The organism is Nonomuraea sp. NPDC051941 (assembly GCF_044593615.1).
The window spans coordinates 181,673-202,829 of the sequence record NZ_JBIUCF010000016.1 but is presented as its reverse complement, the minus strand read 5'-3'; the positions used below and the strand labels follow the sequence as shown (position 1 = coordinate 202,829).

Genomic DNA, 21,157 nt, shown 5'->3' with positions numbered 1-21,157 from the left:
CTCGACTCTCTGCGCGAACCTGGCCGGCACCGGCAACCTGTCGCCGCCGGCCGAGAGCGCTTCGAGCATGAGGTCGGTGACGTGCTCGTCCCTCGACTTGACCGCGGCGGCTCATCGGTTTCCGGGCATCCCACAGCACGTCCATGATCGCGCGTTCCAGGGACCCCAGGCTCGCCAACTGACCAACCCTCCGGTTCGATTAGTAGGAAACATTGTTGCCCGAAAAAGTCAGATCCGGCCAGGGGATCTCACGGCCGAAGAGCCTCGGCTATCTGATGTTCGCCAGCCGATGGCTCCAGGTCCCGCTCTATCTGGGCCTCATCGTGGCCCAGGCGGTGTACGTCTGGCAGTTCGCGCTGGAGCTCTGGCACCTGATCGAGACGGTGTTCCTGCACACCGCGCCGGTCACCGCGACGACGCCGTCGCCCGAGGTCGTGGTCATGCTCACGGTCCTGGCGCTCATCGACGTGGTGATGATCTCCAACCTGCTGATCATGGTGATCATCGGCGGCTACGAGACCTTCGTCTCCCGCATCAACCTCAACGACCATCCCGACGAGCCCGAGTGGCTCTCCCACGTCAACGCGAACGTCCTGAAGGTGAAGCTGGCCACGGCCATCGTCGGCATCTCGTCGGTGCACCTGCTGCAGACGTTCATCAGGGCCCAGTCGACGCCCAACGACAAGATCATGTGGCAGACGATCATGCACCTGGCCTTCGTGGCCTCGGCCATCGGCCTCGCCTACATCGACCGCCTGCTGGCCACCTCCCCGGCGGAGCACACGCGGTCACATCTCTGACCCTCAGTACGCCGGGATCTCGCGGCCCTTGCGGCGCAGCACCCAGCCGGCCACCACGCCGCCGATGAGCCCGAACAGGTGGCCCTGCCAGGAGATGCCCTGCTGGTTGGGCAGCAGGCCCGCCAGGATCCCCCAGTACGCGAAGCCCACGCCGACGGCGATGGCGATGTCGAGCAGCCTGCGGTCGAACAGGCCGCGGGCCAGGATGAACCCGAAGTAGCCGAAGATCAGGCCGCTGGCGCCGACCGTGTAGACGTTGGGGCTGGTCAGCCAGGTGCCGAAGCCGCCGATGAGGATGATCAGCACGCTGGCCCACAGGAACTTGCGCAGGTCACGCAGGCCGGCCAGGAAACCGAGGACCAGCAGCGGGAGCGAGTTGGCCATGAGATGGCCGAAGCCGCCGTGCAGGAACGGGGCGAACAGGATGCCGATCAGGCCGTCGGGCTCCCATCCGATGATGCCGAACTCGCGGTCGAGCCTGCCGTTCAGCACGAAGTCGAAGCCCTCGACGACCCACATCACGGCCAGCATGGCGACCACGACGGCGAGCGCGCTCAGCGCACCGGACAGGAGCGCCCCGGCGCCACGCTTGGCCGACTCGAACCTGTGACCCGAATAGTCGCTCATGCGCTCTCCCGGTACGTTGCCTTCTCTTTCTTTACCGTAGCCAGGAACACTTATGCACGCGCTAAAAGCCCGCCCCTGACGGAATCCGGCAACCCCGAGGCCCCGCATCCGCGAGAAGCGGGCTGAGGTCCCTCGGGGGGAGCGGCGGACGGCACCGAGGAGGCGGGAGAGCGGTTGGGGGGCTCTCCCGCCCGTAAGAGGCCGGGCGCCGGACGGTTACTCGCCCGTCCAGCGGGGGGCGCGCTTCTCGGCGAAGGCGGCCGCGCCCTCCATGGCGTCCTTCGAGCCGAACACCGGCCCGACGATCGCCCCCTGCTTGGCGAACATCTCCTCCAGCGACCAGTCCTGCGACTCGATGATCACCTTCTTGGTCGCGGCGAGCGCCAGCGGCGCGTTGGCGGCGATCTTGCGGGCCAGCTCCAGCGCCCCCTCCAACGCCTCCCCCGGCACGGTGATCCGGTTGACCAGCCCGAGCTCGTACAGCCGCGCCGCCGGATAGTGATCGCCGGTCAGGGCGATCTCCATGGCCACGTGGTACGGGATCCGGCGCGGCAGCCGCATGACGCCGCCCGCGCCCGCCACCAGCCCGCGCTTGGGTTCCGGCAGCCCGAACTTGGCCTCCGACGACGCCACGATGACGTCGCACGACAGCGCCAGCTCGAACCCGCCCGCGAGCGCGTACCCCTCCACGGCGGCCACCAGCGGCTTCTTCGGCGGCGACTCGGCGAGCCCGCCGAAGCCGCGCCCCTCGACCACCGGGAAGTCGCCGGACAGGAACCCCTTGAGGTCCATGCCCGCGGAGAAGGTGCCACCGGCACCGGTCAGGACATAAGCGGAAATGTCGGGGCGGGCGTCGAGCGCGTCCAGCGCCTCGGCGATCCCCCGCGCCACCGCCCCGTTCACGGCATTCCGCGCTTTAGGACGATTTATCGTGATTACGGCGACGTTCTCGGATTCCTCGACGAGCACTTCGTCAGACAACGAGACCTCACTTGGGCTGGAAGCGGATGCCGCCGTCGAAGCGGATGACCTCGGCGTTCATGTAGTCGTTCTGGATCAGCGAGTGCACCAGGTGCGCGAACTCGTCGGCCCGCCCCATGCGCTTGGGGAACACCACCGGCGCCACGAGCTTGGCCTTGAACTCCTCGGAGTTCGCCGTGAAGCCGTAGATGGGCGTGTCGATGATGCCGGGGCAGATCGTGTTCACCCGCACGCCGATCGCGGCCAGGTCGCGCGCCGCGGGCACCGTCATGCCCACGATGCCGCCCTTGGAGGCCGAGTACGCCAGCTGCCCCGTCTGCCCCTCCAGCGCCGCCACGGAGGCCGTGTTGACCACCACGCCCCGCTGCCCGTCGGCGTCGGCCGGCTCCGTCTTGGCGATCGCCGCGGCGCCGATGCGCATGAGGTTGAACGTGCCGATCAGGTTGACCTCGATGACCTTGCGGTACGTGGCCGGGTTGTGCGGGCTGCCGTCACGGTTGACCGTGCGCTCGGCCCAGCCGATGCCGGCGCTGTTGACCACCACGCGCAGCGGCTTGCCGGTGGCCACGGCGGCGTCCACGGCCGCCTGCACCTGCTCGTCGTCCGACACGTCGGTCTTGACGAACACCCCGCCGATCTCGTCGGCGACGGTCTTGCCGCGCTCCTCGTTGAGGTCGGCGACGACGACCGTGGCGCCGGCGCGGGCCAGCTCGCGGGCCGTGGCCTCCCCGAGGCCGCTGGCGCCGCCGGAGATGATTGCTGCAGATCCGTTCACGTCCATATCCCGGACCCTAACCCGCCGACCGAATGAAGTTCTACTCGGGGGGCGTCAAATCTCACCCACAGCGCTGTCGACGTCGGAATAGACCTTGATGCGCCGGTCGAGCCCCGTCGTACGGAGAATGCGCGCCACCGGCGCCTGGGGCGCCGCCAGGGACACGCCGCCACCCTCGCCCGTCGCCAGTCGCCAGGCCTCGATCAGCACCGACAGGCCGCTGGAGTCCATGAACGACAGCTGCTGCAGGTCGAGCACCAGCCTGGCGCTGTCCTGCTTGATCGCGTCACGCACCTCGTCGCGCAGGAACGGTGCGGTGAACAGGTCGAGCTCTCCCTCAACGGCCACCACCACGGCATCGCCAAGGGCGTGTCGCGCAAGCCGCAGCTTCATTTGGCCCCTCCTCGATGAGCCACTGTACTTCGACATCCCCGGGTCCCGGGCATGCACAAACTAGGAAGAGGCGGGCAGTACGCGGATAAATGCCCTCACACCGCAGGGATCGCAAATCCGTATGGAAGCTCCAGGCGGTGCTCGGCCAGCAGTTCCGCGTCCGAGAGCAGCTCACGCGTGGGGCCGTCGGCGGCGATGACTCCGCCGGAAAGGATCAGTGAACGCTCACACAATTCCAGCGCGTACGGAAGGTCGTGCGTGACCATGAGCACCGTCACGTCGAGCGAGCGCAGGATCTCGGCGAGCTCCCTGCGGGCGGCCGGGTCGAGGTTGGACGAGGGCTCGTCGAGCACCAGGATCTCCGGCGCCATGGCCAGCACGGTCGCCACCGCCACCCGGCGCCGCTGCCCGAACGACAGGTGGTGCGGCGGCCGGTCGATGGCCTCCAGCATGCCGACCCGCTCCAGCGCGTCCTTGACCACGCGGTCGAGGTCCTCGCCGCGCATGCCCGCGTTGGCCGGGCCGAAGGCGACGTCGTCCCTGACCGTGGGCATGAAGAGCTGGTCGTCCGGGTCCTGGAAGACCAGGCCGACGCGCTGCCTGACCTCCTTGAGCGTGTCCTTGCGCACCGGCGTGCCGGCCACGGTGACGCTTCCGTGCCCCGGGGTGAGAATCCCGTTGAGATGCATGACGAGGGTGGTCTTGCCGGCGCCGTTCGGGCCGAGCAGGGCCACGCGCTCGCCGCGGCCGATCGACAGGTCCACGCCGAACAACGCCTGCGTGCCGTCGGGATAGGCGTAGGCGAGCTGCCGGACGTCGAGAGAGTTCACCACGAAAGTCCCCATACTGCGAGGGCCATGGCCGGCAGAGCCAGAGCGATGCCCCATTGACGTACAGATGCCGAAATATCTTGGATCACCGGCATCTGGCCGGTGTATCCCCGGCTGAGCATGGCCAGATGCACGCGCTCGCCCCGCTCGTACGAACGGATGAACAGCGCCCCGGCAGACCGGGCGATCACCGGGATATGCCGCAGATCACGCGCCTCGAACCCGCGCGACTCCCTGGCCACCCGCATCCGCCGCATCTCGTCCATGATCACGTCCATGTACCTCAGCATGAACATGGCGATCTGCACCAGCAGGGCCGGCAGCCGCAGCCGCTGGGCCCCGATCAGGATCACCCGCGGCTCGGTGGTGGCCGCGAGCAGGATGGAGGCGATCACGCCGAGCGTGGCCTTGGCCAGGATGTTCCAGGCCGCCCAGAGGCCGGGCACGCTCAGCGAGAGCCCGAGGACCGTGGTCCGCTCCCCCAGCCCGATGACCGGGATGAGGAAGGCGAACAGCACGAACGGCACCTCGATCACCATCCGCCGCAGCACGTACGCCAGCGGCACCCGCGCGGCCACCGCCACGGCCCCCAGCAGGACGGCGTAGACCGCGAACGCCCAGAACCGCTCCCTCGGCGTGGCCACCACGACGATCGCGAAGGCGAAGACGGCCAGCAGCTTGCACTGCGGCGGCAGCCGGTGCACGACCGAGTCGCCCGGCAGGTAGAGCTGGTGATGGTGCCCCGCGCCCACGCGTCACACCTTGGCCGCGTCGCGGCCTCGGGCGGCGTACGCCACGGCCCCGGCGATGAGCAGCACGAGCCCGACGCCGATGATCCCGGCCACGCCGACGGGGATGCCGCCGACCTCGCCGTAGTCGGCCAGCCCCCACGTCACCAGGTGGTCGCTCGCCTGGCCGAGGAAGCCCTTGTTCTCGGCGACCGCCTCCAGCCCGTCGGGCGAGGACGAGGCGAAGAACGACACGATCCCGGCCAGCACCAGCGTCAGGCCGACCCCGCCGAGCAGGAACGGCTTGAGCTTGCCGGGGGCGGCGGCCGGCTCCGGCTCGTCCACAGTGGTGGTCGTGCCCTCGGCCCCGCGCAGGACCAGCGGCTTGGCCAGGCCGCGGGCGCCGTACACGAGGTCCGGCCGTACGGCGAGGACCGCGCTGACGGTCACGGCCGTGATCAGCGCCTCGCCGATCCCGATCAGGACGTGCACGCCCCCCATGGCCGCCGCGACCGCGCCCACCTCGATCGGCGCGGTCCCCCCGATCCAGAACAGCAGCGAGAACACCAGCGCGGAGGCGGGCACCGAGACCAGCGCCGCCAGGAACGCCGCCACCGCCACGCGTCCCCTGGACAGCCCCGTCACCAGCCGGAAGATCCCCCAGCCGGCCACCACGGTGACGATGCCCATGATCGTGATGTTGATGCCGAGCGCGGTCAGCCCGCCGTCGGCGAAGAACACGCCCTGCACGAGGAGGACCACGGCCATACACAGCACACCCGTGTAGGGCCCGACGAGTATCGCGGCCAGCGCACCGCCCAGCAGGTGGCCGCTGGTGCCGGCGGCGACGGGGAAGTTGAGCATCTGGACGGCGAAGATGAAGGCCGCGACGAGCCCGGCCATGGGAGCGGTCCGGTCGTCGAGCTCGCGCCGCGCCCCGCGTAGGCAGACGGTGACTCCGGCCGCCGCCACCACCCCGGCCGAGATGGACGTCGCGGCGTTGAAGAAGCCATCTGGTACGTGCACGGCACACCTCCTGCAAGAGCAAACGGTCCTACTTTAGGACATCGTCTTGCACCTGCATATAGATGGCATTAGCGCATGATTCGCCTGATGATCATCCTTGCCGTGAGCCGCCGCACCACGGTGCTCAGCCGTCCCTTCCCCGAGGTCGCGTACGGCCGCACGCTCCTGAGCACCGCCGCGCCCCACCACCGGCGCGGCGCCGCCACCGTCTCGGCGTCGGTCTCGATCCTGAACCGCGCGGGCGGCCCGCCCAGATCCAGCTCCAGGTACGCGTCCCAGGTGCCGGGCGGCAGCCAGCCCACCCCGAGCCTGGCCACGAAACCGCCCCCGGGCAGCGCCACAACGCGCTCGACCCGCTCACGTCCGCTGCGCCGCTCGCGCCAGACGACCCGCTTGACCGCCGAGGCGGCGGGTGCGGCGCCCGCGACGCAGACCTCGCCGTCGACGATCAGCCGGTGCCCGAGCGCCCACCGCGTCCTGATGAGCCGCACCGAGCCGGGCACCCCGACCACGTGGCCGCCGACGTCGATGCTGAGGTTGCCGTTGTCCCTGGTGAAGTACGGCAGGGCGACGGCGGCGCCGATCAGCCGGGGCGGCGGGCGGTTGACGCCGCTGTCGCGTTCGGCCCCGAGCCTGCCGAGCCGCACCACGCCTTCGGCCTCGACCGCCACCCGCAGGTCCCAGATCCCCGAGCCGAGCGCGGACACGTTCACCCGCGCCGTGAACTCGTTCCCCTTGCGCTCGGCCGGGACGACCACCTCGGCGGCCGGATCGTGCCGCTCGCGCAGCACCACGGCCAGGCCGTCGTCCCCGCCGATGCCGTCGAGCCCGGCCGATCCCGTCACCACGAGGCCGTCGCCGTCCCAGCGCAGCCCGGTCAGCCTGCGCCGCACGGCGGCGCTCTCGATGCGGGCCAGGCGCACGAGGCGGTCGATGTCGTCGAGCGCCGCCGCCCGCTGCCTGTCGACGCTGTTGAGCAGCTCGTGCACGCCGGGGGTGTACCACTCGTCGCACAGGGCGGCCACCTCCCGCGCGATGTCCTTGCGCCGCACGTCGTCGCTCTCCAGGAACACCTGCCCGAGCTGCGCGAACACGTCCAGCCTGAAGTGCCGGCGCAGCAGGTGGTCGCGGAGCGGACCGGGCTCGACGTGCCCGGCCATGAGCCGGATCGGCGCCTTGATCATGGCCAGCCAGGCGAGCGGGTCCCTGCTGCCGCGCTGCTGCATGATGCTGGTGCCGTCGGGCCTGGACACGAGGTGGTAGCAGTCGTAGTCGGCCACCACGGAGACGGCGCCGGCGTGGCAGTAGGCGTGCACGGTGAAGAGGATGTCCTCGCCCACGAGCATGCCCTCGCCGAACCTGATGCGGTGGCGTTCGAGCAGCTCCCTCCTGAACAGCTTGAAGCAGCACAGGCTGTTGTAGACGTTGCTGTCGCCGATGGTCACCCGCTCCGCGCTCTGCTGGAACATCGACGCCGGCGCCCGCCTGCCGTGGCCCACGATCTTGCCGAGGACGATGTCGGAGCCGTTCCTGTCGGCCATGGCGACCATGCGCTCCAGCGCCTCGGGTCCGAGGTAGTCGTCGGCGTCGCAGAAGAACACGTACCGGCCCGAGGCGTGCTCGATGCCGACGTTGCGCGGCCGGCCCGCGCTGCCGCTGCCGTCGATGTGGACGACCTTGACGCTGGCCCGGTGGTAGGCGGCGTAGAGGTCGAGGAGCTCGGCGCTGCCGTCCGTGGAGCCGTCGTCGACGACGATGAGCTCCTTCTTCACGCGCTGCACGAGCACGGAGGTGAGGCATCTGTCGAGGTAGGCCCGGCAGTTGTGTGCCGGGATGACGACGCTCACGTCGACCGCGTCGTCACCGTTCCCCGTTTCAGACATCCGCCACCACCGCCACCACTTCAGAGAGTCACGTTGCGCTGCCGTCCGGCTTCAGTATGTGACGAGCCCGGGCCTCCGCGAGGGCCGATCGTATGTCTTCACCCCCGCTTTTGCAGCCAACGGAGATATACGGCATTCCACTAATAGGCCCTGGCAGTACCACATTTATCCTGGACCGAATGAGTTTCAGGGATGAGGTTTTCCTACCGAGGAATAGAAACCTCTCCGCCAGGATCATTCAGCCACCCCCGGGCGCTCCCCGGTGATCCTCTCGATGGACTTGCGCGTCTACAGTTAGGCAACCTTGACCGGGAGGTGGCGGGAAATGGCATCGGATCTCCGCAGGCGGGCGTCGGACGACTCGCCCGTGCACTCTGCTGAGTTCATCGTCTCCGCGGCTCGCTTGGAAGAGCTGCATCAGTGCTCCGCCGTGCTCCGCCGTACGAGGTTGCGCGCCGAGGAGATCGTGGACGAGGCACGGACCTTGCTGGCGGAGGCCGAGCAACGCGGCGACGCCGACCGCGTCCCGGAGCTGCGCGCCCAGTTGGAACAGGCGCGCGCGCTGTACGGCAAGGTGCTGAACGCGTACGTGACGATCTGTCGCAGGATCGCCGAGGAGCGTCAGGCCATCCTGCAGGAGCAGATGGGGTTGTCAGGTGCGGCCTGACGAGCTAGCGTCAGGGCATGCCTGACGACTGGAAGGACAAGATCCGCTGCTCTTTCTGCCACAAGAAGAGCACGGAGGTGAAGAAGATGATTGCCGGTCCCGGTGTGCACATTTGTGACCAATGCATCGAACTGTGCAATGAAATCCTCACGCAGGAGCGCCTCGCCACCTCTACCGAGCCCCGCCTCCCGATGTGGGAGTCCATGACAGAGGAGCAAATACTCGAGCATCTTCCGAAAATCGCCGCCGTGCAGGCACAGGTGGACGACAACCTGCGCGACTGGGTGGCGCATCTTCGCGGCAGGGACGTCAGCTGGGAACGCATCGGCGCCTCGCTCGGCATGACGCGGCAATCCGCGTGGGAACGGTTCAGGAGCGAGACCTGACAGGTGAACCGTTGTGACCCGTGGGGCGTCCTATGGTCAGGGAGGCCCGACATGCGCGTCCTACACGGGCTCACGGCGCCCGATCTGGAGGAGCTCCAGCTCGAGCTGATCCTGATCCTGGCGCTGCACGACGAGGCAGAGCGACTCGCTGCCGAATGAACGGGCTCCAGCTCCCCGGGCGTACCGGGGAGCTGGAGCAGGGGACCGGATCCTCCGTAGGATTGCTGGTCATGCTGCGCTGCGCCGTGCTTGACGACTACCAGGGAGTGGCTCTCGGCCTGGCCGACTGGTCGAGGGTGCGGGTGACCAGCTTCCGCGACCACTTCACCGCCAGGGACGACCTCGTGGCCGCCCTCCACGACTACGAGATCGTGGTCATCATGCGGGAGCGCACGCCGTTCCCGGCCGAAGTGCTCGACCGGCTCCCCAATCTGCGGCTGCTCATCACCTCGGGCATGCGCAACGCGTCCGTCGACGTGGCCGCCGCGCGGGCGCGCGGCGTCACGGTCTGCGGCACGGCCAGCGGCTCGACCGCGCCGGTGGAGCTGACCTGGGCGCTGATCCTCGGCCTCGCCCGCCACCTGCTCCCCGAGGCGACGGCCCTGCGCGGACGGGCCGTGGCAGAGCACCGTCGGCATGGACCTCCATGGCCGCACGCTCGGGCTGCTGGGGCTCGGCAAGATCGGGTCCCGGATGGCGGCGATCGGCCGGGCGTTCGGCATGGACGTCGTGGCGTGGAGCCGACACCTGACCGAGGAGCGCACGGACGCCCTCGGCGTGCGGCTCGCCCCCGGGAAGGACGCGCTGCTGGCCGAGTCCGATGTCGTCTCCGTCCACCTGGTGCTGAGCGACCGCACGCGGGGGCTGATCGGGGAGCGGGAGCTGTCGCTGATGCGGCCGGCCTCCTACCTGGTCAACACCTCGCGGGCGGCGATCGTCGACCAGGAGGCGCTGGTGGCGGCGCTGCGGGCGGGGCGCATCGCGGGGGCCGGGCTGGACGTGTTCGAGCTGGAGCCGCTGCCCGCCGGCCACGCGTTCCGCACGCTGCCCAACGTGCTGGCCACGCCGCATCTGGGATACGTGACGGAGCTGAACTACGGCACGTACTTCCGCGAGGCCGTCGAGGACATCGACGCCTTCCTCGCCGGCGCCCCGATCAGGACCCTCTAACCCCGGTCAGTCGGCCCGGCTCCTGGCGCGGAAGGCGGCCGTCTTGACGCGGTTCTGGCAGGCCGTGGAGCAGAACCTCCGGGTGCCGTTGCGCGAGACGTCCACGTAGACCCGGTCGCAGTGCGGCGCGGTGCAGACCCCCAGACGGTCGCTGAACTCGCTGCCCAGCACGATCGCCAGCCCGGTGGCGCAGCTCGCCGCCCACTCGCCCGCCAGCGTGCCGCCCGGGCCGTGGAAGTGCAGGTGCCAGGGCTCGCCGTCGTGCCGCTCCAGCGTCGGCCTGGCGTGGCTCTCCTCCAGCAGCGCGTTCACCTCGGTGGCGGCGGCGTCGATGTCGTCGGCGGCCACGGCGGCGAAGACCGTCCGCAGGCGGGCAGCCACCTCCGCCAGCTCGGCGCCCTCAGCGTCGGTGACCTCGCGATGATCCGGATAGACCGTACGCAGGCTCTCGGTGGCGGCGGCACCGGCGCTGCCCGGCGCCGGATAAGCGCGTCCCCGCTGCTCGCCGGGGGTCAGCGCGTTGACGACCGCCACCGTGGTCCTGACCACGCCATCCGTGTGACTGTTGTAATCCAATTGACCGGTTACACCTTCGTGTTCTAGCTTGTAACTGTCCAAAGCATAAACGACAGTCACAAGGAGACGTACGTGCTCACTCACGATGCCGCATTGGAGTGGATCGCGCGCTGGGACCGCCAGCAGGAGGGTTACCTCCCCGACCGCGAGGAGCGCTTCACCGCCCTGATCGACGCCGTGGAGGCGCTGGACCGGCCGGACCCGGTGGTGATCGACCTGGGCTGCGGCCCCGGATCCCTGTCGGCCCGACTGCTCGACCGCCTGCCCAAGGCGAAGATGATCTCGGTGGACGCCGACCCGCTGCTGCTCGGGCTCGGGCGGGCCGCGTACCCGCGGTTGACGTTCGTCTCGGCGGACCTGCGTACCGGTGGCTGGACGGAGTTGCTCGGGCTGGACGGGCCCGCCGACGCCGCGATCAGCACGACGGCGCTGCACTGGATCTCCGCCGGCGACCTCAAGGGCGTGTACGGCGAGGTGGCGAGCGTGCTGCGGCCCGGCGGGCTGCTGCTCAACGGCGACCACATGGACACCGACGACGCCTCCCCCGCTCTCTCCCGCCTTGAGCGCGCCGTCCACGACAGGGAGACCGAGCGGGCGTTCGGCGCGAACCCGCCGGAGGACTGGCGGACCTGGTGGGACGCGGTCGAAGCGGACCCGGCCTTCGCCGAGCTCAACGAGGCGCGCCGCACCACGGCCGGGGCCTCGCACCACGGCTCGGAGTCGCACCTGCTGTCGCATCACGTCGGGGCGCTGCGGGAGGCCGGCTTCTCGGAGGTCGGCACGCTCTGGCAGCGGGGGAACAACCGCCTGCTGTGCGCCGTACGCGGCTGACCCCTATACGACTAACCAAGCGCTTGCTACGCTCCGCCCATGATGTCCACGGTTGTCTGGGGCACGGGCAACGTCGGCCGCGCGGCCATCCGCGCGGTCGAGGCCCATCCGGGGCTGAAACTCACAGCCGTACTCGTCCACGATCCGGACAAGGTCGGCAGGGACGCCGGCGAGCTCGGCGGGCTCGGCCACGAGCTCGGGGTCGCCGCCACCGACGACGTCGACGCCGTCCTGGGCGCGAGCCCCCGCGCGGTGGTCTACGCGGCCTCCGGCGACCTCCGCCCCCAGGAGGCACTCGACGACGTGACCAGGGCGATCCGAGCCGGAGCCGTCGTCGTCACCCCCTCCCTCTACGCGCTCTACGACCAGCGCAACGCCCCGCCCGAGCTGCGCGAGCCGGTGCTGGCCGCCATCGGCGAGGGCGGCGGCTCGCTGTTCGTCTCGGGGATCGACCCCGGCTGGGGCAACGACGTGCTGCCGTTGCTGATCAGCGGGCTCGGCTCCACCATCGACGCGATCCGCTGCCAGGAGATCTTCGACTACTCCACGTACGACCAGCCCGACTCCGTCCGGTACCTCGTCGGCATGGGCCAGCCGATGGACTACGAGCCGCCGATGATCGCGCCGACCGTCCCGACCATGGTGTGGGGCGGCCAGGTACGGCTGATGGCCAGGGCGCTCGGCGTCGAGCTCGACGAGATCCGCGAGACCCGGGACCGGCGCGCGCTCGACGCCACAGTGGGCGAGTTCGAGGCGGGGACGCAGGGCGCGGTCCGGTTCGAGGTGCAGGGCATCGTCGAGGGCGAGCCCCGCATCGTCGTCGAGCACGTCACCCGCATCCACTCGTCCTGCGCGCCCGACTGGCCGACGGCCCCGAACGGCGTGGGCGCGCACCGCGTGATCATCGAGGGCCGGCCGCGCATCGAGGTCACGGTGGAGGCCACCGACGAGGGCGGCAACCTGTCCGCCGGAGGGAACGCCACCGCGGTCGCCCGCCTGGTGGGCGCCATCGACTGGCTCGTGGACGCCGGCCCCGGACTGTACGACGCGCTCGACGTCCCGCTGCGACCCGGCACCCTCGGAGGAAAACGACCGTGAACATCGACATTCCCGCAGGCAAGGACCCGATCTCGTACGTGTGGGGCGAGATGGTCCCCGGCATCGGGATCGCCGCCTCGAAGTTCTCGATGTCGGTGTACACCCACACGACCCTCGGACTGCGCGAGTTCGAGGCCGCGCGGCTGCGGATCGCGCAGATCAACGGGTGCGCCTTCTGCCTCGACTGGCGTACGGAGCGGGACGGGCAGAAGGTCGAGGACACGTTCGCCGACGCGGTCACGGAGTGGCGCACGACCGACGCGTTCGACGACCGCACCCGCCTGGCGGCCGAGTACGCCGAGCGGTACGCCCTGGACCACCACGGCCTGGACGAGGAGTTCTGGGCCCGGATGACGGCGCACTACAGCCAGCTCGAAATCGTGGAGCTGAGCATGTGCCTCGGCTCGTGGCTGGCGTTCGGCCGCCTCAACCACGTACTGGGCCTCGACACCGCATGCACGCTGACCGGCGGCTCATCGCCCACCCCCCGATTATGAGAACTCACGAAGTGAGGGACCGCATGCGCAGCACCGGAAAGACCTCGACCCCCGACATCTCCCGCCGCGGCTTCCTCATCGGAACCGGGTCCCTCCTGGGCGCGGCGGCCCTCAGCCACCCGGCCGCCGCCGCTGCCGGCCCGATCGCCGACGGGGCCCACGTGCCCGTCCTGGTCATCGGCACCGGGTACGGCGGCTCGGTGGCCGCCCTGCGCCTGGCCCAGGCGGGTGTCAACGTCCACATGATCGAGATGGGCATGGCCTGGGACACCCCCGGCTCCGACGGCAAGATCTTCTGCAACACGCTCCAGCCGGACAACCGCTCCTACTGGCTCCGCACCCGGACGAAGGCCCCGCTCAACTACTTCCTCGGCTTCCCCATCGACCGGGACATCCCCCGCTACACCGGCGTGCTGGACGCCGAGGAGTTCAGCGGCATCACGGTCTACCAGGGCCGCGGCGTCGGCGGCGGCTCGCTGGTGAACGGCGGCATGGCCGTCACCCCCAAGCGCGAGAACTTCGCCGCCATCCTCCCCTCGGTGAACCCCGCCGAGATGTACGACACCTACTACCCCCGCGCGAACACCGGCCTCGGCGTCGGCACCGTGGACCCCGCCTGGTTCGACTCCACCGACTGCTACCAGTACGCCCGCGTGGGCCGCAAGCACGCCCAGCGCTCCGGCTTCCCGTTCACCTTCGTGCCGGACGTGTACGACTGGGACTACATGGAGCAGGAGGCCGCCGGCACGGTCACCAAGTCGGCCCTGGCCGGCGAGATCCTGTACGGCAACAACTACGGCAAGAAGTCCCTGCAGAAGACGTACCTCGCCCGGGCCGCGGCCACCGGCAGGGTCACCGTCTCCCCCCTGCACCGGGTGACCTCGGTCGTTCCCGCGTCCGGCGGCGCCTACACGGTGACCATCGAGCAACTGAACACGAGCGGCGACACCACGGCCACCAAGACCGTGACCGCCGACCGGGTGTTCTTCGCGGCCGGCAGCGTGGGCACCAGCAAGTTACTGGTCAAGCTGAAGGCCACCGGCGCGCTGCCCAACCTGAACGGCGAGATCGGCAAGGGCTGGGGCGACAACGGCAACGTCATGTGCGGCCGCGCCAACCACCTCTGGGACCCGACCGGATCACTCCAGTCGTCCATCCCGTGCTCCGGCATCGACAACTGGGCCGCGGGCGGCGCCTTCGCGGAGATCGCCCCGCTGCCCACCGGGATCGAGACCTTCGCGTCGTTCTATCTCTCCATCACCAAGAACCCGAACCGGGCCCAGTTCGCCTGGAACGCCGCGACGGGAAAGGTGGACCTGAACTGGCAGACGGCCTGGAAACAACCGGCCATCGACATGGCGAAGACCATTTTCGACAAAATCAATTCGAAAGAGGGGACGATTTACCGGACCGATCTGTTCGGCATCTACAAGATCTGGGGCGACCATCTGACGTACCACCCGCTCGGGGGCGCGGTCCTGAACAAGGCGACCGACAATTACGGGCGCCTGACCGCCTACCCCGGCCTGTACGTCATCGACGGGGCGCTGATCCCGGGCAACACCAGCGTCAACCCGTTCGTCACCATCACGGCCCTGGCCGAGCGGAACATCGAGAAAATCATCGCCACCGACCTGTGAAAGATTTGAGGCCCGCATCTCTGCGGGCCTCACATCTAAGCGTCGTGTCATCGCTTGGATCAAGCAAGACCTCGGTTACCCGTGATCGTCAAGCTAATCCCATGGCATGGCATAGAAACAGCAGCCTTTTACGCCGATATTTTCCCTTATATCGCCGCCCCAGACGCCTATGGTGGAATGAAAGCCGCTGAGGAGGCTGCGATGAGAGAGCACTTCGTCTGGGTGACGACGCGCCGCATCAGGCCGGGGGCGTTGGAGGAGTTCGAGAGGGCCTGGCGCCCGGACCCGTACCCGGAGGGTCTGCGCCACGCGTACGCGTACTGGTCGGAGGACGGGCAGGAGATCACCGGGGTGTCGTTCTGGGACTCGAAGGAGGCCTGCGACTCCTGGCGCAGCTCCGAGGCCGAGAACCGGCGCCGCGAGATCATGAGCCCTTACGTCCTCGAGGAGCGCGAAGGCTTCTACCAGGGCCGCGAACTCGGCGTCCCCGTACGGTGAACCACCGGCCCGCCGCCCGGCGGGCCGTCACCGGACTCGGCCCGTGTCGAGACGACAGGAGCCGTCACCGCCGTGATCAGGCCCGCCGCGACGGCCACGCTGACGTACTTCTTCCCCTTCACGTCGCCCCTCCTCCCGGAGCCCGCCTCTCGGCCTCCGCCACCTCAAGATCAGCCATGGAGGGTGGTACGGCATCGGAGAAGGCACCCGCGGAAACCCTGATATCGGCCGACGGTCTCCGCCCTGGGAAGTAGGCCATTCGGCCACCCGCCTCCCTCAACGGCCGGGCACGTCCGGGGGCGGCTGCTCGGCGGGGAACAGGATCGCGCTGAGCAGGTACGGCGCGCGGTCCGGCGCGGGAGCGTTGGCGACCCGGTCCCGCAGCACCGCGAGCAGGTCGGTGAGCATCTCGGCGAGCTCGTCCGGGCTGAGCCACAGCGTCCCCTGCCGATAGGACACCGAGTCGGCGACCGGGTCGGCGCCGTCGCGGTCCAGGTAGGCGTTGAACTCGGCGATCAGGGCGGCCATCGCCGCGGCGAATCCACGGCGGTGGTCGTCGAGCGACATCGCGGCCGCGGCGCCGGCGTCGATCGCGGGCCGGTCCTGGCGCAGCCGGTAGCTCCGCTCGACGGCACCGCGTACCCGCTGCTCGCCCTCCACCTCGAGAAAGCCGCCCTCGGCCAGCAGGGCGACCTGCCGGTAGACGGTCACCTTCGACACCTCGGGCATGCGGGCGGACAACTGCGCGGTCGTCAGCACCTGTCCTGCCGACAGGGCGTGCACGATGCGCAGCCGTACCGGATGCAGCAGCAGCTCAACGGCGTCCATGGCCCAACGATTTCATATGAGATACCATTATCCAAAATGAAAACGGTCGGGAGGAGCAGGCATGCGGGACGTATCGGGGCGGGCGGTGCCGGTGAACGGCCGGCGCGTCTATGTCGAGGAGTCCGGCCAGGGGCATGACCGGACGGTGGTCTTCGAGGCGGGCGGAGGCTGCGGCCGGACCTTCTGGGATCCGGTGCTGCCGCTGCTGGCCGACACGGCGCACCTGGTGGCCTACGACCGTGCCGGACGCGCGCTCAGCGGCCGCGTCACCCAGCGGCTCAGCATCGATGACATGGCCGCCGATCTGATCGCGATGACCGAGGCCGTCGTCCCGGGCGAGTTCGTGCTCGTCGCGCACAGCATGGGCGGGCTGGTCGCCCGCCGCGCCGCCGAGCGCCTGGGGCCTCGGCTGCGGGGCCTGCTGCTGGCCGACGTCCTGCCGGAGAGCTCACCGGTGTACGACACCTGGGACCAGACCACCAAGAAGATCGACCGCATGCTGGCGGTGACGCAGACGCTCAGCCGGTTCACTCCTCTGGCACGCCTGTTCACCGGTAACGTACGGCGCCTGTTCTCCGCCGACACCTACCGGACCATGCTCGCCGAGGACTTCACCCCCGCCGGGACCTCCCAGACCCGCAAGGAGATCCAGGCGGTGGCCGCCGCCATCCCGCAGTTCCGCGCCCGGCCGCCCCAACTCCCGAAATGCCCGACGATCGTGCTGTCGGTGACCCGTGCGGAAAGAGGGCGGGAACGTCAGCACGCCGCCAACCGCGAGCACCAGCGCCGCTACGCCGAGACCCTGCCCGACGGGCGCCACGAGGACGTCGCCTCGGGGCACTTCATCCAGGCCGAGCAGCCCCGACTGATCGCGGACCGGACACGACAGCTCCTGACGGCCTCCCGAAAAACAGATGGACACGGCTGTTAGCGTCCCAGGCATGAGCATTGTTGACATTGACCGCTTTGTCGCCGACGGGTTCGTGAAGCTGGAAGAGGCTGCCCCGCGCGAGGTCGGCGACGCCGCCCGGGCGTTGCTGTGGCGGCAGACCGGTCTGTCACCGCAGGACCCGGCCACCTGGAAGGAACCGGTGGTGTGGGCCGCGGACCTCACGGGTGAGGGCGCGCTCGGGGAGTTCATCCGGAGTCCCCGGCTCGCCGAGGCACTCGACGAGCTCTGCGGGGCCGGTGGCTGGGTGCCGCGTGGTTCACTCGGCATGGTGCCGATCCGATTCCCGCGCCTCCCGCCCGCCGACGACAGAGGCTGGCACATCGATGCCAATGCCGCCCAGCCGGACGGCGGCTACCTGTGCAGCGGGCAGCCGGAGACGATGCTGCTGCTGATCCTGCTGTCGGAGGTCGGCCCCGACGACGCGCCGACCCGGATCAGGGTCGGTTCGCACCGGGACGCGGCCGCGACGTTGGCGGGGCGCGTGCTGGACCCGTTCGAGGCCGGACCGCTGGTGGACGCGGCCAGTTCACACCGTCCGCTCGCGTACGCGACGGGCCGGCCGGGCGACATCTACCTGGTCCATCCCTTCACCGTCCACGCCGCCGACGAGCACCGGGGCGACGAGCCGAGGTTCATGGCCCAGGCACCCGTCTTCCTGACCGAACCGGTGACTCCGGAGGGGGGCAACGCACTGGCTCAGGCCATTTCGTGAGCTCCCGAGGTCAGCACACGCCGCGTGCCCCTCGATCGCCAGGCGGTCACCACCGACTGCACAAGTGCGTCCGAAACTCCCTGGCTGGTGTCCAGCTCGTAGTCGTACGGACCGAACGTGTGGATGCCGTCGACCTCGACGTGCTCGCGCCCCTCCCCGATGCGGCGGTCCCCGCGCTCGCGTTCTCTCCGATCGATCTCCGCAAGGTCGCAATGCACCCCGACGAGGAACACGTCGAAGTCCGCCAGCAGCTGTGACAACTCTTCGCGCCACGTCGGGAATTCGATGATGTGCTCCACGATCAGGTCGTTGCCCGCGCTCGCCAGGGCGGGCAGGCACCGGTGAAAGCCGTTGAAGAAGCGCGGCCGCATCTCGTACCACCACGAGAAGGGCCCCTCGTGGTCACGCCGCTCCGGGAGCATGCCGCTCGCCACGAATTTGTCGGACGAGACATGGAGGAACGGCTCATCGAGTGCGCGCTGCAGCGCCTTGGCCAGGGTCGATTTCCCGGAGCTGGAGGCCCCGCTGAGAAGGATGACGCGGCCCGGGCCTCGAGTCGGCGGGGTGGGTTCCATGCTCACACAATGGCAGACCGCTCCCGAGCCATGTCCTGTCGTGCGGCTGTGTATGGCCCGATCCGGCGGCGATACTCGCGCGGAGACGCGCCGGTGACCCGCTTGAACGCGTTGCTCAGCGCGCTCTCCGAGCCGTAGCCGACCGTACGGGCGATCATCGCCACCGTGTCGTCCCCACGCCGCAGGCGGTCGGTGGCCAGTTCGATCCGCCAGCCGGTCAGGTAGTCCAGCGGGCTCTGCCCGACGGTTCGCTTGAAGCGGGCAGCGAGCGTCGACCGGGACACCGCCGCGGACTCGGCCAGCTCGGCGACCGTCCAGGCGTGGGCCGGCCGGGCGTGCATGGCCCGCAGCGCCGGGGCCACGACCGGGTCGGTGAGCCCGGCCATCCAGCCGGACACCGTGCCCGGCCCGGCGACGGCCAGGTGCAGGCGCAGCAGGTGGATCAGCATGACCAGGGCGAGATGCTCGGTGACCAGCGTCGAGGCGAGCGACCGGTCACGCAGTTCGGCGTCGATCTGCTCGAGCGCCCAGCGCACGGTCGCGGCCTCGGCGGTGCGGCCGGGTACGTGGATCACCGGCGGCAGCACGTCGAGCAGCAGGTCGCGGGCCCGCTCGCCGAAGTCGAACCGGCCGCCGATGAGGACCACGTCCTCGCCGACCCCCACCCGGGCCACGCCGTCGGTGGCCGCCGCGAAGACCGGGCCGGCCGGGACCGGCCGCACCCCAGGACCGCTGGCCAGGGTGAAGGCGCGCGGCTGGGTGAGCAGGAAGCAGTCGCCCTCGGCCAGATCGATCGGCTCCGGTACGCCGTCGACGGTGAGCAGACAGCGGCCGCGGCGCACCGCCACGAACTTGACCGCCGGCGGCGGGCCGTACGACATCGCCCACTCGCCGCCGGCGACCAGCCTGACGGACAGGCGGCTGTTCGTGCCGACGAGGGCGAGGACGTCTTCGAGGGGATCGGCTTGCTGGACGCTCACTCAACTATGTTGGATCCTGAACCATTCCGAGTCCAAATCCTGGTCCCTACCGTTGCGGGTTATGACACGTATGGGCACCCCGTTCGACGCCAGGACCACGGCCGCCGAGATCCTCGCCGGCGTTGACCTCACCGGCCGGCGGATCATCGTCACCGGCGGCGCCTCCGGGATCGGCCTGGAGACCGTACGGGCGCTGCGGGGCGCGGGGGCCGAGGTCACCGTCGCGACCCGCAACCCCACGGGCGACCAGCGGGCCCTGGACCTGAGCGATCTCGGCTCGGTGCGCGCGTTCGTGGCCGGCTGGATCGGGCCGGTGCACGCGATCGTGGCGAACGCCGGGATCATGGCGTTGCCCACCCGTCAGGTCGCCGCCAACGGCTGGGAACTGCAGCTGGCGACGAACTTCCTCGGGCATTTCGCACTGATCACCGGCCTGCGGGAGAACCTGCGGCAGGCCGGGGACGCGCGGGTGGTCATGGTGAGTTCGGGCGCCCAGCTGCTGTCGCCGTTCGACTTCGACGATCCGCACTTCGAGCGCCGCCCGTACGAACCGTGGGTCGCGTACGCGCAGTCGAAGACGGCCGATGCGCTGCTCGCGGTCGGCGCCGCCCGGCGCTGGGCCGCCGACGGCATCACCGCGAACGCCTTCGAACCCGGCTACATCCACACCAACCTGCAGCGGCACCTCGACGACGACACCATGCGGGCGGCGGGCGCGATGGACGACGAGGGGAACCTGGTGACCCCGGACTACTACAAGACCCCGGAGCAGGGCGCCTCCACCTCGGTGCTGCTCGCCGCGTCCCCGCTGCTGGACGGCGTGACCGGCCGGTACTTCTCCTCGGACAACCAGGAGGCCGAGGAGGTGCCGGACGCGACCGCGGGCGTCGCCGCCTGGTCGGTGGACCCGGCCGCCGCGGACCGCCTCTGGGAGTACGCGCTCACAGCGGCAGCGGCCCACTGACCGCGGCCTCATCACCGACCTGTACCGCACGAAACCATGGAGCACCATTGATGACCACCGTGATGCTTGTCCACGGCGCCTGGCACCAGCCGACCACCTGGGCGAAGCTCGAGACCGAGTTGCACGCGCTCGGCCATGCCACGCACACCCCGGCGCTCCCGAGCGCCGGTGAACATCCCACCGCGGGCATGCACGACGACGCCGCCATGCTGGCCGCGGAACTGGCGTCGCTCGCCGGACCGGTCGTGCTGCTCGGCCACTCCTACGGGGGCATCCCGATCACCGAGGCCGCCGCCGGAGCCGGCAATGTCGACCGGCTGATCTACCTCGCCGCCTACATGCCGGACAAGGGACAGTCGATGTACACCCTCCACGGCATCCCCGATCCCGAAGACGCGGGCGGCCTGTTCCCGCTCGTCGACGAACCGCGTACCTCGCTCTACGGCGACCTGCCCGATGCGGAGGCCGAGCAGGCGGTGAGCAGGTTGGTGAACCAGACCGTCCGATCGTTCGCCGAGAAGGTCGACGCAGCCGCCTGGCGGGACATCCCGTCCACGTACATCATCACAGAGCAGGACAAAGCCATCCCTCCCGCGCTGCAGGAGCGGATGGCGGCCCGAGCGGCCGAGATCCACCGCCTGCCTGGCGGTCACTCTCCGTTCCTGTCCCAGCCACGCCGGCTGGCCGCCCTCATCGACGAAATCGTACGGCCGGCCTGAACGGCATCGATTCTCCGCAAG

Annotated in this window: 25 protein-coding genes and 1 pseudogene; 14 read left to right on the top strand and 12 right to left on the bottom strand. The window is 69.8% G+C overall.

The window, feature by feature from the left end; genetic code table 11:
• Window positions 1–215: 215 nt before the first annotated feature.
• Window positions 216–800 carry a TIGR00645 family protein gene (locus tag ACIHFD_RS27160; protein WP_397369226.1) on the top strand — a complete coding sequence of 195 codons (585 nt, stop codon included), beginning with the start codon at window positions 216–218 and terminating at the stop codon, window positions 798–800.
• A 3-nt stretch (window positions 801–803) separates the two neighbouring features.
• Here the strand turns inward: ACIHFD_RS27160 and ACIHFD_RS27155 are convergent, their stop codons facing one another.
• The 8 genes from ACIHFD_RS27155 to ACIHFD_RS27120 all read right to left on the bottom strand — a co-directional run bounded on the left by ACIHFD_RS27155 (window position 804) and on the right by ACIHFD_RS27120 (window position 8,043).
• Window positions 804–1,427: a rhomboid family intramembrane serine protease gene (locus tag ACIHFD_RS27155; protein ID WP_350733349.1), complete on the bottom strand. Its 624-nt coding sequence runs from the start codon at window positions 1,425–1,427 to the stop codon at window positions 804–806.
• A gap of 216 nt (window positions 1,428–1,643) precedes the next feature.
• A complete protein-coding gene (locus tag ACIHFD_RS27150) occupies window positions 1,644–2,408 on the bottom strand; it encodes a crotonase/enoyl-CoA hydratase family protein (RefSeq protein WP_355204451.1) in 765 nt (254 codons plus the stop codon).
• A gap of 7 nt (window positions 2,409–2,415) precedes the next feature.
• Window positions 2,416–3,189 (bottom strand): SDR family NAD(P)-dependent oxidoreductase, encoded by a 774-nt coding sequence (locus ACIHFD_RS27145; RefSeq protein WP_357725499.1) that lies wholly within the window; start codon window positions 3,187–3,189, stop codon window positions 2,416–2,418.
• A gap of 48 nt (window positions 3,190–3,237) precedes the next feature.
• Window positions 3,238–3,576, bottom strand: coding sequence for an STAS domain-containing protein (locus tag ACIHFD_RS27140; RefSeq protein WP_101785558.1), 339 nt, complete (start codon window positions 3,574–3,576; stop codon window positions 3,238–3,240).
• A gap of 95 nt (window positions 3,577–3,671) precedes the next feature.
• Entirely contained in the window at window positions 3,672–4,409 is a 738-nt protein-coding gene (locus ACIHFD_RS27135; protein WP_350733342.1) for an ABC transporter ATP-binding protein, read from the bottom strand.
• Window positions 4,403–5,158, bottom strand: a complete 756-nt coding sequence (gene cbiQ, locus ACIHFD_RS27130; protein WP_397369225.1) for a cobalt ECF transporter T component CbiQ — start codon at window positions 5,156–5,158, stop codon at window positions 4,403–4,405. Before cbiQ ends, ACIHFD_RS27135 begins: the two co-directional genes overlap by 7 nt.
• Window positions 5,159–5,161: 3 nt before the next feature.
• Window positions 5,162–6,160 carry an energy-coupling factor ABC transporter permease gene (locus tag ACIHFD_RS27125; RefSeq protein ID WP_397369224.1) on the bottom strand — a complete coding sequence of 333 codons (999 nt, stop codon included), beginning with the start codon at window positions 6,158–6,160 and terminating at the stop codon, window positions 5,162–5,164.
• A gap of 68 nt (window positions 6,161–6,228) precedes the next feature.
• Window positions 6,229–8,043, bottom strand: coding sequence for a glycosyltransferase family 2 protein (locus tag ACIHFD_RS27120; RefSeq protein WP_397369223.1), 1,815 nt, complete (start codon window positions 8,041–8,043; stop codon window positions 6,229–6,231).
• Between the two features lie 325 nt (window positions 8,044–8,368).
• On the opposite strand from ACIHFD_RS27120, the gene ACIHFD_RS27115 reads away from it, so the two are divergent.
• The 4 genes and pseudogenes from ACIHFD_RS27115 (at window position 8,369) to ACIHFD_RS27100 (ending at window position 10,266) form a co-directional block, all read left to right on the top strand.
• On the top strand, window positions 8,369–8,710 hold the full coding sequence (locus ACIHFD_RS27115) for a hypothetical protein (RefSeq protein WP_397369222.1): 342 nt from the start codon (window positions 8,369–8,371) through the stop codon (window positions 8,708–8,710).
• 17 nt (window positions 8,711–8,727) lie between these two features.
• A complete protein-coding gene (locus ACIHFD_RS27110; protein WP_350733335.1) occupies window positions 8,728–9,096 on the top strand; it encodes a ClpX C4-type zinc finger protein in 369 nt (122 codons plus the stop codon).
• 155 nt (window positions 9,097–9,251) lie between these two features.
• Window positions 9,252–9,587, top strand: a pseudogene (locus ACIHFD_RS27105) (hypothetical protein); the annotation flags it as partial.
• A gap of 145 nt (window positions 9,588–9,732) precedes the next feature.
• Window positions 9,733–10,266, top strand: coding sequence for an NAD(P)-dependent oxidoreductase (locus ACIHFD_RS27100; RefSeq protein ID WP_397369221.1), 534 nt, complete (start codon window positions 9,733–9,735; stop codon window positions 10,264–10,266).
• 6 nt (window positions 10,267–10,272) lie between these two features.
• On the opposite strand, the gene ACIHFD_RS27095 is transcribed toward ACIHFD_RS27100, so the two are convergent.
• On the bottom strand, window positions 10,273–10,842 hold the full coding sequence (locus tag ACIHFD_RS27095) for a CGNR zinc finger domain-containing protein (protein ID WP_397369220.1): 570 nt from the start codon (window positions 10,840–10,842) through the stop codon (window positions 10,273–10,275).
• 72 nt (window positions 10,843–10,914) lie between these two features.
• Between ACIHFD_RS27095 and ACIHFD_RS27090 the strand changes: the two genes are divergently transcribed.
• The 5 genes from ACIHFD_RS27090 (at window position 10,915) to ACIHFD_RS27070 (ending at window position 15,406) form a co-directional block, all read left to right on the top strand.
• Entirely contained in the window at window positions 10,915–11,673 is a 759-nt protein-coding gene (locus ACIHFD_RS27090; RefSeq protein WP_397369219.1) for a class I SAM-dependent methyltransferase, read from the top strand.
• A gap of 39 nt (window positions 11,674–11,712) precedes the next feature.
• Window positions 11,713–12,771 (top strand): dihydrodipicolinate reductase, encoded by a 1,059-nt coding sequence (locus ACIHFD_RS27085; RefSeq protein ID WP_397369218.1) that lies wholly within the window; start codon window positions 11,713–11,715, stop codon window positions 12,769–12,771.
• Window positions 12,768–13,268, top strand: a complete 501-nt coding sequence (locus ACIHFD_RS27080; protein ID WP_397369217.1) for a carboxymuconolactone decarboxylase family protein — start codon at window positions 12,768–12,770, stop codon at window positions 13,266–13,268. Before ACIHFD_RS27085 ends, ACIHFD_RS27080 begins: the two co-directional genes overlap by 4 nt.
• A 23-nt stretch (window positions 13,269–13,291) precedes the next feature.
• Complete coding sequence (locus ACIHFD_RS27075; protein WP_397369216.1) at window positions 13,292–14,908, top strand: GMC oxidoreductase; 1,617 nt, start codon at window positions 13,292–13,294, stop codon at window positions 14,906–14,908.
• Window positions 14,909–15,109: 201 nt separating this feature from the next.
• Window positions 15,110–15,406, top strand: coding sequence for an antibiotic biosynthesis monooxygenase (locus tag ACIHFD_RS27070; RefSeq protein WP_192789828.1), 297 nt, complete (start codon window positions 15,110–15,112; stop codon window positions 15,404–15,406).
• Between the two features lie 276 nt (window positions 15,407–15,682).
• Here ACIHFD_RS27070 and ACIHFD_RS27065 read toward each other — a convergent pair whose 3' ends face one another.
• On the bottom strand, window positions 15,683–16,234 hold the full coding sequence (locus ACIHFD_RS27065) for a helix-turn-helix domain-containing protein (RefSeq protein ID WP_397369215.1): 552 nt from the start codon (window positions 16,232–16,234) through the stop codon (window positions 15,683–15,685).
• A 61-nt stretch (window positions 16,235–16,295) separates the two neighbouring features.
• Between ACIHFD_RS27065 and ACIHFD_RS27060 the strand changes: the two genes are divergently transcribed.
• Window positions 16,296–17,165 (top strand): alpha/beta fold hydrolase, encoded by an 870-nt coding sequence (locus ACIHFD_RS27060; protein ID WP_397369214.1) that lies wholly within the window; start codon window positions 16,296–16,298, stop codon window positions 17,163–17,165.
• A 10-nt stretch (window positions 17,166–17,175) separates the two neighbouring features.
• A complete protein-coding gene (locus ACIHFD_RS27055) occupies window positions 17,176–17,898 on the top strand; it encodes a phytanoyl-CoA dioxygenase family protein (protein WP_363962134.1) in 723 nt (240 codons plus the stop codon).
• Here ACIHFD_RS27055 and ACIHFD_RS27050 read toward each other — a convergent pair.
• Window positions 17,883–18,473: a chloramphenicol phosphotransferase CPT family protein gene (locus ACIHFD_RS27050; RefSeq protein ID WP_397369213.1), complete on the bottom strand. Its 591-nt coding sequence runs from the start codon at window positions 18,471–18,473 to the stop codon at window positions 17,883–17,885. The genes ACIHFD_RS27055 and ACIHFD_RS27050 overlap by 16 nt on opposite strands.
• Before the next feature lie 2 nt (window positions 18,474–18,475).
• Window positions 18,476–19,453 carry a cupin domain-containing protein gene (locus ACIHFD_RS27045; protein ID WP_397369212.1) on the bottom strand — a complete coding sequence of 326 codons (978 nt, stop codon included), beginning with the start codon at window positions 19,451–19,453 and terminating at the stop codon, window positions 18,476–18,478.
• A gap of 61 nt (window positions 19,454–19,514) precedes the next feature.
• On the opposite strand from ACIHFD_RS27045, the gene ACIHFD_RS27040 reads away from it, so the two are divergent.
• Complete coding sequence (locus ACIHFD_RS27040) at window positions 19,515–20,417, top strand: SDR family NAD(P)-dependent oxidoreductase (protein WP_397369211.1); 903 nt, start codon at window positions 19,515–19,517, stop codon at window positions 20,415–20,417.
• A 50-nt stretch (window positions 20,418–20,467) separates the two neighbouring features.
• Window positions 20,468–21,136, top strand: a complete 669-nt coding sequence (locus ACIHFD_RS27035; protein ID WP_397369210.1) for an alpha/beta hydrolase — start codon at window positions 20,468–20,470, stop codon at window positions 21,134–21,136.
• The last annotated feature ends 21 nt before the right edge of the window (window positions 21,137–21,157 follow it).